At 71.3% G+C, this 13,885-nt stretch carries 17 protein-coding genes; 7 read left to right on the top strand and 10 right to left on the bottom strand.

Translation table 11 applies throughout. The features are described 5' to 3' along the window. Positions 1–6: 6 nt before the first annotated feature. The 3 genes from merB (at position 7) to E4K62_RS02040 (ending at position 3,000) form a co-directional block, all read left to right on the top strand. Entirely contained in the window at positions 7–690 is a 684-nt protein-coding gene (gene merB / locus E4K62_RS02050; protein WP_135063092.1) for an organomercurial lyase, read from the top strand. A gap of 69 nt (positions 691–759) precedes the next feature. After that, on the top strand, positions 760–2,319 hold the full coding sequence (locus E4K62_RS02045; RefSeq protein ID WP_135063090.1) for a multicopper oxidase family protein: 1,560 nt from the start codon (positions 760–762) through the stop codon (positions 2,317–2,319). Positions 2,320–2,370: 51 nt separating this feature from the next. Then, positions 2,371–3,000, top strand: coding sequence for a LysE family translocator (locus tag E4K62_RS02040; protein WP_135063088.1), 630 nt, complete (start codon positions 2,371–2,373; stop codon positions 2,998–3,000). A gap of 33 nt (positions 3,001–3,033) precedes the next feature. On the opposite strand, the gene E4K62_RS02035 is transcribed toward E4K62_RS02040, so the two are convergent. Further along, complete coding sequence (locus E4K62_RS02035; protein WP_135063086.1) at positions 3,034–3,786, bottom strand: sulfite exporter TauE/SafE family protein; 753 nt, start codon at positions 3,784–3,786, stop codon at positions 3,034–3,036. 13 nt (positions 3,787–3,799) lie between these two features. After that, positions 3,800–4,450 carry an HD domain-containing protein gene (locus E4K62_RS02030; protein ID WP_167747703.1) on the bottom strand — a complete coding sequence of 217 codons (651 nt, stop codon included), beginning with the start codon at positions 4,448–4,450 and terminating at the stop codon, positions 3,800–3,802. Between the two features lie 130 nt (positions 4,451–4,580). Between E4K62_RS02030 and E4K62_RS02025 the strand changes: the two genes are divergently transcribed. Beyond that, positions 4,581–5,168 carry a TetR family transcriptional regulator gene (locus tag E4K62_RS02025; RefSeq protein WP_135063082.1) on the top strand — a complete coding sequence of 196 codons (588 nt, stop codon included), beginning with the start codon at positions 4,581–4,583 and terminating at the stop codon, positions 5,166–5,168. Positions 5,169–5,269: 101 nt separating this feature from the next. Further along, complete coding sequence (locus E4K62_RS02020) at positions 5,270–5,629, top strand: DoxX family protein (protein ID WP_135063080.1); 360 nt, start codon at positions 5,270–5,272, stop codon at positions 5,627–5,629. Between the two features lie 29 nt (positions 5,630–5,658). Here E4K62_RS02020 and E4K62_RS02015 read toward each other — a convergent pair whose 3' ends face one another. Together E4K62_RS02015 and E4K62_RS02010 are read right to left on the bottom strand one after the other, a co-directional pair. Next, entirely contained in the window at positions 5,659–6,123 is a 465-nt protein-coding gene (locus tag E4K62_RS02015) for a hypothetical protein (RefSeq protein ID WP_135063078.1), read from the bottom strand. Beyond that, the gene (locus E4K62_RS02010; RefSeq protein ID WP_187270409.1) at positions 6,120–6,467 is read right to left on the bottom strand and encodes a winged helix-turn-helix transcriptional regulator; all 348 of its coding nucleotides are present in this window, start codon (positions 6,465–6,467) and stop codon (positions 6,120–6,122) included. The genes E4K62_RS02015 and E4K62_RS02010 overlap by 4 nt, the downstream gene beginning before the upstream one ends. 79 nt (positions 6,468–6,546) lie before the next feature. On the opposite strand from E4K62_RS02010, the gene E4K62_RS02005 reads away from it, so the two are divergent. Next, positions 6,547–7,440: an NAD(P)-dependent oxidoreductase gene (locus E4K62_RS02005; RefSeq protein WP_135063076.1), complete on the top strand. Its 894-nt coding sequence runs from the start codon at positions 6,547–6,549 to the stop codon at positions 7,438–7,440. Positions 7,441–7,461: 21 nt separating this feature from the next. Here the strand turns inward: E4K62_RS02005 and E4K62_RS02000 are convergent, their stop codons facing one another. The 3 genes from E4K62_RS02000 to E4K62_RS01990 all read right to left on the bottom strand — a co-directional run bounded on the left by E4K62_RS02000 (position 7,462) and on the right by E4K62_RS01990 (position 9,861). Continuing rightward, on the bottom strand, positions 7,462–8,967 hold the full coding sequence (locus tag E4K62_RS02000) for an MFS transporter (RefSeq protein WP_135063074.1): 1,506 nt from the start codon (positions 8,965–8,967) through the stop codon (positions 7,462–7,464). Positions 8,968–9,049: 82 nt separating this feature from the next. Continuing rightward, positions 9,050–9,496 (bottom strand): SRPBCC family protein, encoded by a 447-nt coding sequence (locus E4K62_RS01995; protein ID WP_135063072.1) that lies wholly within the window; start codon positions 9,494–9,496, stop codon positions 9,050–9,052. After that, positions 9,493–9,861, bottom strand: coding sequence for an ArsR/SmtB family transcription factor (locus E4K62_RS01990; RefSeq protein WP_240742781.1), 369 nt, complete (start codon positions 9,859–9,861; stop codon positions 9,493–9,495). The genes E4K62_RS01995 and E4K62_RS01990 overlap by 4 nt, the downstream gene beginning before the upstream one ends. A gap of 205 nt (positions 9,862–10,066) precedes the next feature. Here E4K62_RS01990 and E4K62_RS01985 point away from each other — a divergent pair, with 205 nt between their 5' ends. Continuing rightward, positions 10,067–10,708, top strand: a complete 642-nt coding sequence (locus E4K62_RS01985; protein WP_135063068.1) for a dihydrofolate reductase family protein — start codon at positions 10,067–10,069, stop codon at positions 10,706–10,708. Positions 10,709–10,718: 10 nt separating this feature from the next. On the opposite strand, the gene E4K62_RS01980 is transcribed toward E4K62_RS01985, so the two are convergent. The 3 genes from E4K62_RS01980 to E4K62_RS01970 are packed head-to-tail and all read right to left on the bottom strand — an operon-like array spanning position 10,719 to position 13,863. After that, a complete protein-coding gene (locus E4K62_RS01980; RefSeq protein ID WP_135063066.1) occupies positions 10,719–11,699 on the bottom strand; it encodes a fumarylacetoacetate hydrolase family protein in 981 nt (326 codons plus the stop codon). Next, a complete protein-coding gene (locus E4K62_RS01975) occupies positions 11,696–12,733 on the bottom strand; it encodes an amidohydrolase family protein (protein WP_135063064.1) in 1,038 nt (345 codons plus the stop codon). Before E4K62_RS01975 ends, E4K62_RS01980 begins: the two co-directional genes overlap by 4 nt. Further along, the gene (locus tag E4K62_RS01970) at positions 12,730–13,863 is read right to left on the bottom strand and encodes an FAD-dependent monooxygenase (RefSeq protein WP_135063062.1); all 1,134 of its coding nucleotides are present in this window, start codon (positions 13,861–13,863) and stop codon (positions 12,730–12,732) included. The genes E4K62_RS01975 and E4K62_RS01970 overlap by 4 nt, the downstream gene beginning before the upstream one ends. Positions 13,864–13,885 lie beyond the last annotated feature (22 nt).

Here is a 13,885-nt window from a genome sequence, read left to right as displayed (position 1 = left end):
GGAGCCGTGTCCCTGAGCCCCGAGCACGAAGCGCTGCGTCGCACCGTGTACGACTCGTTCGCCGCCCGTGGTCGCCCACCGGACGACGACGAGCTCCGCACGTCGACCGGCCGCTCCGCACAGTGGCGGGAAGAAGGGCTCCGCGTGCTCGAGAACGCCCACCACATCGTCCGGGAACGAGGCCGCATCGTCCTGGCGCACCCGTTCGCGTCGCGCGACTTCGGCTTCTCGGTGAAGGGTGCGCACACGCTGTGGTGGGGTGGCTGCGCGTGGGACGCGTTCGCGATCCCCCAGCTCGTCGACCGCGAGCCGCGCGCGCTGGTGGCCACGGTGTGCCCGGCCTGCGCCACGGCACACGCGTGGGTCGTCGACCGGCAGGCACCTCCGCCGGGGGATCAGGTGGTCGCCTTCCCCGTCCCCGCCGCAAGGGCGTGGGACGACGTCATCCGCACCTGCAGCCTGCAGCGCGCCTTCTGCGGGGCGGCGTGCGTGGAAAGCTGGAGCGCGAGGTCGGGCGTACCGGTCGAGACCGTCGTGGACATCCCCACGCTGTGGCGGCTGGCACGGCATTGGTACGACGGGCGGCTGGACTCGCCGTACCAGCGACGCGACATCACCGCCTCGGCACGCTACCTCCGGGAGGTCGGCATGCCCTCGAGCTACGTCGCATCCCTGCGGGAGCGGATGTAGACGCCGGGCGACGCCACATGTCGATCCTCCCCGGACGCGCCGCCGTGCGGGCGTTCCTACGGTGGCCGCATGAGAACCCGCCCTGCCCGCTCCGCTTCCCGTCGCCGCCGCAGCCTCCTCGGCCCGGCGCTGCTGGCGGGTGCGACCGTGCTCACCGCTGTGGCGACGGTCACCGCGTGCTCGGTCCTCCCCTCCTTCCCCTCCAGCGGCCCCGCGTTCGTGCCGGACGGGCCGCCGTCGTTCGAGACGGCACTGCCCATCCCCCCACTGGCCGAATCCGAGGTCGTCGACGGCGTGCGCGTGTTCTCCCTGACGGCCCAGGAGGGGTCGCAGCAGCTCCTGCGCGATGACCGCACCACTCCGACGTGGGGGTTCAACGACGATTTCCTCGGACCCACCCTGCGGGCGCAGCAGGGCGAGGAGGTGGCCGTGGAGGTGCAGAACGACCTTCCCGAGGCCACCACGGTGCACTGGCACGGCATGCACCTGCCACCGGCGATGGACGGCGGCCCGCACCAGATGGTGGAGCCGGGCACTCAGTGGCGTCCGACGTGGCGCATCGATCAGGAGGCGGCGACGCTCTGGTACCACCCGCATCCCCACGGCAGTACGGAGGACCACGTGGTGCGCGGGCTGGCGGGCATGTTCCTCATCGACAGCGCGGAGGAGCAGGACTTCGGCCTGCCCTCCGAGTACGGCGTCGACGACATCCCCGTCATCGTCCAGGACAAGAAGTTCCTCGACGACGGGCAGTTCCAGCTCGACGCGCAGGGGAACGAAGTGGGTCTGCTCGGCGACGTCGTCCTCACCAACGGAGCCTGGGGCGCCGTCCTGGACGCCACCACCGAGCGGGTGCGGCTACGGCTGCTGAACGGATCGAGCGCCCGCACGTACGACTTCGGATTCGAAGACCGCCGCCCCTTCGCCCTCGTCGCCACGGACGGCGGGCTGCTGGAGGCCCCCTCCGAGACCGACCACGTCCGCCTCTCCCCCGGCGAGCGCGCGGAGATCGTCGTGTCGGTGGAGGCGGGCACCGAGGCGATGCTCCAGTCGTTCCCGCCGGATCTGGGCGATGTCGTCCTGCCCTCCGCGTACGGCGGCGAGGACACGTTCGATGTCCTCCGCGTGCGCGCGGCGCCGACCCTCGCCGCATCGCCGCCGCTGGCCGACCGGTTCGCCGACATCCCCCGACTGGACGCCGCCGACGCGGACACCGAGCGCAGCTTCGAGGTGCAGAACCGCGAGATCAACGGCCGGCGCATGGACATGAACCGCATCGACGAGGTGATGCAGGTCGACTCGACCGAGGTGTGGGAGGTCACCAACCGCGACCTGTTCCCGCACAACTGGCACGTGCACGACGTGCAGTTCCAGGTGCTCGACATCGACGGCGCGCCGCCCCCGCCCGAGCTGCTCGGCTGGAAGGACACGATCTACCTGGAGCCGCGCCGGCAGTACCGCATCATCATGCGGTTCGAGGACTACGCCGACGACGAGCAACCGTACATGATCCACTGCCACCTCCTCCTCCACGAGGACGAGGGGCTCATGTCGCAGTTCATCGTGACCCGCGGAGAGCCCAGCCGCGACGGCGGCAGGGTCGGCTCCGGCGGTCATGCCACGCACTGAGGAGGACCGGACGGTGGACAGCGAGCGGCCCGGCCTGGTAGGCCGGTGCACATGAACGCCCCGACTCTCCTCGCGTTCGTGGTCGCGGCGACGGTGGCCATCGCCATCCCGGGACCCACGGTCCTGCTGGCCCTGGCCAACGGCTCGCGTTACGGCACGCGCCGTGCGATGTTCGGGATGCTGGGGGCCGTGGCCTCGGACGTCGTCCTCGTCGTCGCGGTCGGGGTGGGGCTCGGAGCGCTCCTGCTCGCGAGCGAGACCGCGTTCTCGATCGTGAAGTGGATCGGCGTCGCATACCTCGTCTTCCTCGGCTTCCGCATGCTGATCGCTCGAGGCAGCCTCCTCCAGGGCGACCCGGCTGCCGATCCGCGCGGTTCGCGGCACGCGCTCTTCCTCAAGAGCTTCCTCGTCGCGGTGACCAATCCCAAGGGCTACCTGTTCGTCGGCGCGCTGCTGCCGCAGTTCATCATTCCCACCGCGCCCCCGCTCGGGCAGTACGTGCTCATCGGGATCGTGTTCTGCGCGCTCGATTTCGCCATCATGCTCGGCTACGCGCTTCTCGGCGCGCAGGCGATCCGTCTGCTCAAGCGGCGCGGGGCGGTGTGGATCGAACGCGTCTGCGGAGCGATCCTGCTGGGCTTGGCGGCCTGGCTCGCCGCCTCCCGACGTGCGCCGGCGTGACGGGGCAACCGCTCCGAGGGACGTCTCCGGGCCTCAGGACAGCAGGTCCCCAGCGCCGCGCCCGAGCACCAGCAGGCCACCCACGGCACTCACGAGGAGCAGGATGCGGCGGGCCACGGCGGCGCGGATGATGCGCGCCAGCGTCCCGGCCAGGGCGGCGCCGCACAGGGCGGCGGCGGCGACGGCTGCCAGCAGCATCCCGTTCACCGATCCGTCCAGAGCGCCGCGGGGAACGAGCACCTTCGTGGCGAACGACGTGGCGCCCAGCACGAGGAAGACGGGCTGAACGGTCGCGGCGAAGCGCTGCGGCTCCCACCCAGTGGCGACGGCGTAGAGCGCCAGCGGCGGACCGCTGATCCCGGCGGTCACGCTCATGAAGCCGCTGGCAAGGCCCGCGCCGACCGTTCCGCCGCCGCGGGTTCGCGCCCCCGGCAGCCGGGGACGGCTGACCAGCAGGATCGACGCGATCACCAGCACGCCGATGACGATCTCTAGCCACGCGCCCGGGACGACGCGTGCCATCAGGGCCCCGGCACCGACGCCCACGATCCCGAAGCACGTGAGCACCGCCGCCCGGCGCAGGTCGATGCTCTGCCGCAGGTGCACCGTGAGCACCGCCGCCAACAGGGCCGAGCACGCGTTGACGACGGCGATTCCGCCCCCCGGTCCTGCCACGACGACAGCGAAGGGGGCCACGGTCAGGGCGAATCCCATGCCGGAGATCCGCTGCAGGCCGGCGCCGAGGACCGCGAGGACGCACAGGAGCGCGGCGCCGGGGATGTCCATGGGTGCGGGCCGGTCAGAAGGCAGGGTTCAGGCCGGGGCGAGTGGGATCGGCCAGGAAGGCCGCTCTCATCGCCCCGGCCCACGAGCCGGAGGGTGCCTTCTCCGGTCGGTCCAAGGCCTGGCGCACGACGGCGTCGGCCAGCACGCGCTCGATCTCCAGGCGCGGATACTCGTGTTCGACGTCGCGCCTGATCGCCGGAGAGACGGTGCCTCCGCCGAAGTCGGCCCGCACGCCCAGCCGCGTGAGAAGGGGGATCGGTCCCCTCCGTTCGGCGATGCCGGGCGTGGTGTGCAGGGCGATGGCCTGCCACACCTCGTCGATGCGCGCGGCGTCCCAGCCGGCCTCCGTGAGGAACCGGGCTGCGGCATCCGCTCCCTCGACCTCGAACCGCTCCGGACCCGGTTCGTCGGGGGCGGTTCCGTAGTCGTGGAAGATGCAGGCCAGGAACAGGGCCTCGGGGTCCGGGCGCGCGCCGATCTCGGGGGCCTGTGCCAGCGCGAGGAGGTAGACCCGGACGCTGTGGTGGAAGATGGCCTCCTCCTCCTCGGCGCGGACGGAATTCCACGCCGCCTGCATCAGCGGAGTCCAACCGAAGGCGGTGACCCTCGGCGTCGCGGTCGCGGTCGCGGCGCCCACGCCGTGCGGGCGGTCGGGTCGTGTCATGGCGGGCATGCTAACCGCGCACTCATGCGCTGCGATAGCGTCCGGTGTCGACCCGGCCGAGGTTGGCAGTGGATGAACGTCCGGCGGCCATACGGCTCCTCCGTGCCGTACCGGATGGTACGGTCAGCCGATGAGCGCTGCACGGGATCGCTGGTTGGACGAGGGCCTGCGCGTCCTCGCAGAGGAGGGCGCCGCGGGGCTGCGCATCGATCGGGTCGCGGCGCGCATCGGGTTGTCGAAGGGCTCGTTCCACCACCACTTCGATGGCGCCGAGGCCTACAAGCGTGCCGTGCTCGAGTGCTTCGAGCACCTGTGCATCGACGCACTGGACGATGCCATCGCCGGACAGGGCGACTCGGACGCCGACGCCGGGCCGCGCGAGATCCTCGCGCGGCTCACCGCGCTCATCCAACCGCACGATGCGGGCCTGTATCGCCCGCAGCTGGAAGTCGCGGTGCGCGCCTGGGCGACCACCGATGCGGAGGCGCGCACCGTTCAGGCGCGCGTCGACGAGGCACGCGTCCGCGCACTGCAGAGCGTGTGGCGTCCGCTGGTGCACAGCGATGCGCAGGCGCACGCCGCCGCGCTGCTGCCGTACCTGGTCGCAGTCGGCGGGGCCATGGCGATGCCGCCGGTCGGCGCGGAAGAGCTTCAGGGCGTGTTCGAGTTGCTGCTGCCGCTCGTTCCCGACGCACCGGGCCCTGCTCCCCAGGGGTGACGGCGGATGCGGCGGGGACGGCGCATCGACCGAGACCGCGTCTGCCCTGTCGCCGCTCCGTACCATACGGTATGGTAGGGCAACTCGACGGAAGGACTGTCATGTGGTCTCTGCCTGATCCGGTGTGGCCGGTCATCGTGCTGGCCGCGATCCAACTGGTCGATGGCCTCCTGTGCCTCCGACCGGCCGGCTTCATCGCCCGCTGCTTCGAAGGCGTGAAGTGGCCGCGCCGGTACTGGTGGCTGATGCCGCCGATCAAGTTCGCCGCCGCCGCGGGCCTCATCGCCGGGATCTGGATCCCCTACCTCGGGGCTGTCACCTCCGGCGCACTGGTGCTCTACTTCCTCGTCGCAGCGACCATGCACATCCGCGCACGCTATCTCGGGCGGGACTTCTACCTGAACGCGCTGGGGATGCTCGCCATCTGCGTGGCGACGTTCGTCTTCTGCTTCGCGATCTGACCACGCAGCGCCGTTCGGCCGCCCGAGCGTCAGGCCCGAGGCGCGCGGACGGCCCTGCGGGCGATCCCTCGGAGGAAGCGCCGCGTGATGACCCGATGCGCGCCTGAGCGGATCACCAGGAGCCGGTAGCCCCATCCCAGGAGTCCAGGGAACTCGGCCCTCGTGTACGCGGAGAGCATCGCGCCGAGAGGTGCCCGTTCGACCGTGAACAGCAGCTCGTACCGCGAGAAGTGGTGGCGACCGACGAGGGTGAGGCGTCGCCGAGGCAGCACGTCGGCGACGGCGAAGCCGGGGATGGCGGCCCCGGCTTCGGGGAGGGCCCCCGCAGGGGCGGCGGGATCCGCGCCGATGAGGCGGAGGAACGGCGAGGGGAACGCCAGCCCGGCGGGGATGCTCTCGATGAGCGTGTCCCACACGCGTTCGGCCGACGCGGCCACGCGTACGGAGTTCACGTCGACGCGGGGCAGCGACAGGTCGCCGGCGGGCGCGCTCATGCGCCGCCGGCTCCCGCGGCCTGCGGCTGTGGCGACGCCGCGAAACGGTGCCCCCACTCGCCCACGGGCTCGAGCATCGCGTCGAGTTCTCGGCCGGCACCGGTGAGCCGGTACTCCACCCGGCGCGGGAAGCCATCGTACTCGGTGCGCGAGACGAGCCCATCCCGCTCCAACTCACGGAGCTGTTCGGCGAGCACCTTCTCCGAGACGGCGCCCACCGAGCGGCGCAGCTCGGCGAACCGGTGGTCGCCCTCGGCGAGGCGCCACAGGATCGTCGGCTTCCACTTCGAGCCGACGAGGGCGAGGACGACGTTCACTCCGCACTGATCGTCTGGGGCGCTCATCCCGACCTCTTTCCCCTGCGCATTCCTTACTTATATGTGCGTACTGGACGCGGCCGCAGCGGCGACAGACGATCGGGGGATGAACACCAACGGAATACCGCCAGTCATCGCGGTGCTCGGCCTGGGACCGATGGGTGCGGCCATCGCACGCGCCTCGGCCGCGGCAGGGCATCAGGTCGTCGCGTGGAACCGGACGCGTCGCACCGCGCCGGAGCTGGGCCTGCCCGGCGACGTCGCGGTCGCGGACACACCCGTGGAGGCGGTCGCGGCGGCCGGCATCGTCATCGTGTGCGTCCGCGACCATGCGGCCAGCGGTGCGCTCCTGGCCGAGATCGCACCGGCGGCGGGCGACCGCGTCGTGCTGAACGTCTCCAGCGGAACACCCGAAGACACCGTGGCGTCGGCACGGGATGCGGCCGGCCGGGGCATCCGCTACGTCACCGGAGCCGTCATGGTGCCCACGCCACTGGTCGGCACGGCGGACTGTGCCGTGCTCTACGCCGGTGCATCCGAAGACCGGGGTGCCCTCGCGCCGGTGATGGCCGCCCTGGGCGGCACCAGCGACGTCCTCGGCGACGACCACGCCGTTCCCGCGGCGCTGGATCTGGCGATGCTCGACCTCTATTTCGTCGGCATCTACACGCACCTGCACGCCACCGCCCTCGCCGGCACATTCGGCATCGATCCCGGCCGGTTCCTCCCCTATGCGCGATCGGCCGTGGCGACCGTCGGCGAGTCGCTCGCCGACCTCACCGACGCCGTCGTGCGGCGACGCTACGACAGCGGCCAGGCGCGCCTGGACATGTGTCTCGCCTTCCTCGACCGCATCGTCCAGACCAGCCGCGACGCGGGGATCGACCCGGCCGCGGCCGCGCTGGTGAGGGATGCGTCCGCGCGTGCGATGGCCCGCTGGCCGGGCGGAACCGACTGGGATGTCGTGGCGGAGGATCTGCTCGGTGCCCCGCGTACGTGACCGTGGGATCCGCCCGCCCGCTCACGCATGGTGCGCGGCGTCAGCATCCTCCGCCGCGCCCTCGGGTGCGGTGCCGCGTCGCAGCAGCGGACCGGCGGCACCGGCGAGCGCCGTGAAGATGACCGCGCCCGCCAACCCCACCGCGGAGACGGCGACCGTGTACGCCTCTCGGGCAGCGCTGGCCACGACTGCATCCTCGCCGCGCACCGCGCTCTCCAGCGACGCCAAGGCGAGCGAGGAGGCCTCTGGCTGCAGAGCCGCAAGCGTCACGGCGTACACGCCGGCGGCAAGGCTGCCGAGCAGCGCGACGCCCATCGCCACCCCGAGTTCCCCGCTGGCTTCGTTCACCGCTGCGGCTGCCCCCGCCCTGGCCGGCTCGACCGAGCCCAGCATGACCGCACTGAGCACGGCCATCGGGAAGGATGCACCGAAGCTCGCCACGCACAGGCCGACGACGAGGACGCCTGAGCCGGGCATCACGGGGAGCACGGCCACCACGAGGAATCCCGCCGACGCCAGCGACAAGCCGATGACGGCGACCGCGATGAGCGGGAGGCGACGAGAAAGCGCCGGCGCGATCTGGAAGCCAGCCAGCATCGCCACGCTCTGCGGGATGAGCAGTGCACCGACCGCCAGCGGCGACAGGCCGAGAACGGACTGCAGATACACGGCGGCGACCAGAGACAGACCGGCCATGGCGACGCCGGTCACGAGGACGATCACCAACGACCCGCTGAACACCCGGGTGCGGAACATCGACAGGTCCAGCAGCGGCGTGGCCAGATTCCGCTGCCGCCGGACGAACACGGCGCCGGCAACCAGTCCCACCATCGCGGCCACGAGGGGTGTCCATGTGACCGATCCATCCCGCGCCACCTCTTTGACCGCCCAGACCACCGGCAGCACGGTCGCCAACGACAGCGCCACACTCGCACCGTCGATCGGTCCCGGGTGCGGGACGCGGTACTCCGGGAGCAGAAGCGGCCCGAGGATGAGAAGGACCACCATCACCGGGACGGCGAGGAGGAAGACCGATCCCCACCACAGCCACTCCAGCAGCATCCCGCCGATGAGCGGGCCGACCACCACGCCGCCCATGAAGCACGCGAACCACACTCCGATGGCGGTGGCCAGCTGCTGCGGGTCATGGAACATGTTCCGCAGCAGCGCCATGGTGGATGGCGCAAGCGTCGCCGCGGCGACGCCGAGGCCTGCGCGGGCGGCGATCAGCTCACCGGGCGTCGAGGCGAAGGCGGCCCACAGCGAGGCGACGGCGAACGCGGCCGAGCCGATGAGGAGCAGTCTTCGCCGCCCGATGCGGTCGCCCACATTCCCCATCGTGAGCAGGAAGCCCGCCAGCAGGAACGAGTAGACGTCGAGAATCCACAGCTGCTCGATGGCGTTCGCGCCGAGCGATTCGGTGATCGATGGCAGCGCCAGATAGAGGACGCCGACGTCGATGGAGATCAGGAGGGTGGGGAGGCCGAGGACGGCGAGCCCGATCCACTCGCGTGTGGTTGCTTTCATGACACTCCTTGTCGTGCAGGCGCACGGAGGTGCTGATCGCCCCGCACCCGTGAGTGCGGGGCGATCAGTGCCGGCGCACGTTTCAGTGGACTGTGATCAGTTCGCGCTCGAGGGCGTTGAAGTACTCGCGGTATCCCGCGAGGGTCATCTCGAACTCCGCCTCGGTGAAGCCGCCGGTACCGGCCTGCCGCAGGGTCATCTCCGTCATGCCATCGGTTTCGACAAAGTCGACCGTGATCGGATCGCCGGCCGGCTGACCGGGCTCGTCACTCATCGTGAAGGCGAGCCGCCGCGGCCGCGTCACTTCGACGTATTCACCGCCCCACGTGAGGATCATCCCCTCGGGGAGGTGCATCGTGGCGCTCCACCGGCCACCGACCCGTGGATCCAGGCTCAGCTCCTCCACCGGTACGTGGGCGTCGGCCCCGCCGAACCACTGCGCGAACCGGGTCGGTGTGATCCAGGCGTCGAAGACGTCTTCGGTGGGTGCCGCGAACCGGCGGGTGATGATGAGCGTGTCGTTCGTCATGATCTCCTTCTTTCCTTGTCGTGTGGGTCGGGAGGGGGCGGGATGCGCGCGCCCGTGGCGAGGTGCTCCTCCAGCGCGTCGAAGCTGCGCTGGAAGAAGGCCTCGTAGTCACGGAGCCACTGCGACACCGCCTGCAACGGACGCACGTCCAGCAGAACCGGGCGGTACTGCCCGTTGCGTTCGCGCCTGACCAGCCCCGCTTCTTCCAGCACGCGAAGATGCTTCGACACCGCCGCGAGGGTGAGTGCGATCGGCTCTGCGAGCGCAGTGACCGTCGCCGGCCCCTCGAGCAGGTGCCCGAGAAGCCGCCGGCGGGTGGGGTCGGCCAGTGCGCCGAACGTCCGGCTCAGTTCGTCCGAGGCCACGCCTCCTCCCTTCATTCAACCCATCGGTGTACAACCGATCGGTTGAACGTAATCATCGGCCGACCCTCGGGCAAGAGAAGACGGACGATTGTCGACGCAGGGCGACGCAGGAGTCGACGCGGGTCGATGACACGCGGCGGATCGGACGGCATCGTGGACGGAGGCCGTCTTCGGGCCGCCACGTCAGAAGAGGAGAACCATCACCATGAGACTCGTCATCCATGAGTTCCTGAGTTTCGACGGCGTCATGCAGGGTCCGGGCGGTGCCGAGGAGGACCGCAGCGACGGCTTCGACCGCGGCGGCTGGATCGCACCCTTCGCCGCTCAGCCCCGCTGGGGGCAGGTCGTCAGCGACTGGTTCGCGCGCGCGGATGCTCTGCTGCTGGGCCGCTCGACCTACGACATGATGCACCCGTACTGGAGCCAGGTCGACGACCCCGACAACCCGGTCGGCATCGCTTTGAACTCACTGCCCAAGTACGTCGTCAGCTCGACCCTGACCGGCCCGGCGTGGCACAACACCACCGTCCTCCCGGGGGACGTGGTGGCCGAGGTGGAGCGCCTCAAGGCCGCCGGAGACGGCGAGCTCCAGGTGCACGGCAGCTGGCAGCTCGCCCGCACCCTGCATCGGGCCGGCCTTGTGGATGAGTACCGGCTCATCCGGTTCCCCGTGGCCGTGGGCGCAGGAAAGCGGTTGTTCGACGCGGACGACCCCGCGACCGGGTTCCGGGTCGTGGCGGCGTCCATCCTCGACGAGGGCACCACCTATCACGCCCTCCAGCCCGCACCGTTCCGCACGGGAGGGCTCGACGTCGTCGACGGCAGAGAGGTCGTGCTGGAGGAGTGAGCGCCGGTCGTCAGGCCCGGTGACGGCGCCTGGGGCGCGGACGGGCGACCGCGATCGGCCCGCCGTCCACGGCGGGCCCGACGGCAGCGGTGAGTTCCCCGACACCCTCGATGCTCATGGCGACCACGTCGCCCTCTGCCAGGGGCGGCGGTGAAAGCCGGCCGTTCCGGCCCCACAGCTCGCCGAGGCATCCGCCGTTTCCGACCGTGCCCGAGCCCAGCACGTCACCGGGGACGACACGGGAGTTGCGGGATGCGTAGGCGACCAGTTCGGGGAAGGGCCAGCCCATGTTCGACATGAGGTCGTCGCCGATGAGCTCGCCGTTGACGCGCACCTCCGCGCGAACCGCGAGGTAGCCGTCGTCATCCAGGAGCGGGGCGAGCTCGTCGGCGGTCACGATCCACGGACCGAGGCTCGTGCCGAAGTCCTTGCCCTTGCACGGCCCCAGGCGCACCTTCATCTCGCGGGCCTGCAGGTCGCGCGCCGACCAGTCGTTCATGATCGTGTACCCGAAGATGTGGCCCGCCGCCGCCTCGGGGTCGAGGTTCGCACCGTCGGAGCCGGGCACGCCGCCGATGACGGCGGCGAGCTCCAGTTCGAAGTCGAGCCGTTCGGTGGCCGGCGGGCGCACCGGCTCGCCGGGGCCGAGGATGGTGTGCGGATTGGTGAAGTAGAACGTGGGGGCGTCGTACCACTCGTCGGCGACGTTGCTCTTGCCCTCGACACCGGCGCTCACGCCCTCCACGTGCTCCTCGAAGGTCACGAAGTCGCGCACCGACGGGGGCGCCACGGGTGCCAGCAGGCGCACCTCCGACATCGGTCGGCGTCCGCGCGCGTCGCGCAGGGTCCGGGCGTGCAGCTCGTGCGCGGCATCCAGGCCCGCGGCGAGGACGCTCGCGACGCTCCCCCCGTCGGCGAACGGGACGACGTGATCGGCCTCCACGAAGCCTTCCGCGATCGCGGCGCCGTCGCGCCACCGGGCGATTCTCATGCGTGCCTCCTGGCATCCAGCAGTGCGGCGGCATTACCGGCGAGGATGCGACGCGTGGTCTCCTCGGGCAGTCCCGCCGCGCGGATCGTGGCGACCGGATCGTCCAGCCCCATGTCGAACGGGTAGTCGCTGCCCAGCACGACGCGATCCTCTCCGGCGACCTCGATGAGCGCGCGCAGCGTGCGGTCGTCGTGCACGACGGTGTCGAACCACAGCTTGCGCAGGTAGGTCGAGGGCGGATGCGCGCAGCCGCGGGCGTCCGGGCGCACGCGCCACGCGTGGTCGGAGCGGCCGATGACCGTGGGCAGATAGCCGCCGCCGTGGGCGGCGACGAGCTGGAGCCCGGGGTGGCGGTCCAGCACGCCCGCGAAAATGAGGTGCGACAGGGCCACGGCGTTCTCGGTGGGCTGGCCCACCGTGTTGGCGAGGTAGAAGCGGTCGAGTCGTTCGTCGAGGCTGCACCCGAACGGGTGCAGGAAGACGACGATCCCGAGTTCGGCAGCCCGCGCCCAGAACGGCTCGAGCCTCTCGTCGGACAGCTCGACGTCGCCGGCGAAGGAGGAGATCTCCACGCCCGCGAGGCCCCGGCCGAGCACGGCATCGTCGAGGTACTCGACGATGCGCTCGGGGTGCTGCAGCGGCACGAGGCCCAGGCCGACGAGGCGATCCGGTGCCGCGGCGACGTGCTCGGCGAGGAGCCGGTTGGCCTCGCCGGCCACCCACACGGCCAGCCCTTCGGGCGCCCACGGATAGAAGTGGTTCGGCGACGCGCTCACCCACTGCCGATCCACGCCCTGCGCGTCCATGTCGGCCAGGCGCACGGTCACGTCGGTCAGCTTCGGGATGCGGGCGCCGACCATCGGCCCCGACACGGCCTGGCTGGCCGCGCCGTGTCGGCGCAGCTCCAGGGCGGCGGCCTCGGCGACCAGCTCGGGGACGCGACGCTCGACCTCGGCGTGCAGCGAGGGGAGGAGGAGGTGGGCGTGCACGTCGGTGACGCCGGTGCCAGGGGCACCGCTCACGGGGCCGGTCATGCCGGCTGCGCCATCTTCTGGGCGATGCCGAAGATCAGCCCGCCGGCGTCGGCATCGCGGTCGCCGTCGATCTGCCACTGCCCGAGCTGGACGGATGCGTCGACCACCGCCTGCGCCCGCGGCAGCCGCCGCGCGTGGAACTCGTCCCACAGGTCCTGGTCCAGCTCGTCGCGGGAGGTGAGCAGCTGCGTGAGCACGAACGCGTCCTCCAAGCCCTGCGCGGCGCCCTGGGCGATCGTGGGCGGGCAGCTGTGCGCGGCGTCGCCGATGATCACGGCACGCCCGCGGTTCCAGGGAGCGGGGACGATGTGGTGCGTGAACCACGTGTAGTGGGCCCGCGCCCCGCGCTCGAGGTCGGCGCGGATGTGGTTCCACGGCCCGCCGTAGGCGCGCGACTCGGCCAGCATGATGCGGGTCGCCTCCTCGTCGCTCACGCGCGACCGGTCCTGCGCCTCCTCGACGAGGAACGCGTACATCGAATCCTCCCCGGTGGGGGTGTACCCGGCGATGTAGACCGGCCCGCCGTAGTACAGCTCGCTGCGCTGCACCTCGGCGGGGCGGGAGACGAAGGTCCGCCAGATGCCCATCCCCGTCGGCTGCGGCTTCACGTCGATCCCGATCAGCTCGCGCACCGTGGAGTTCAGCCCGTCGGCGCCGATCACGAGGTCGTACCGCCTCGCGTCCGCTCCCTCCACGGACAGCTCCACGGATGCGTCGGACTGCTCGAGCGCCGTCACCCTCACCCCGAAGTGCACCGTCACTCCCGCCCGCTCGGCGTGAGCGAGGAGGATACGGGCCAGCTCCGCCCGCGGCATCCCCATGCCGGCGGGGTAATCCGGGCCGCCGGTCTTCACGTCGGGCAGCTCGGCCACGACGGGAGCGTCGGGGCCGGGCGCGCGGAGGGTCAGGCCCTCGAAGGCGAACCCGGCGGCGCGGATGTCGTCCCACGCGCCGAGCGCGTCGAACACGCGCAGGGCGTTCCCCTGGAGCGAAATGCCCGAGCCCAGCGCGGTCAGCTCGGGCTTGGCTTCGAAGACGTCCACGTGGACACCGGCCTTGGACAGCTGGATGGCGGCGGCCAGTCCGGCGATGCCGCTGCCGACGATGGCGACTTTGCTCACTGCGGTCATGGTCAGAACCTCTCTGTTCTGG

The sequence above is a fragment of the Microbacterium wangchenii genome, assembly GCF_004564355.1.
GTDB classification, from domain to species: domain Bacteria; phylum Actinomycetota; class Actinomycetes; order Actinomycetales; family Microbacteriaceae; genus Microbacterium; species Microbacterium wangchenii.
The sequence above is the reverse complement of the archived record's forward strand: the minus strand, read 5'-3'. Positions and strand labels throughout refer to the sequence as shown.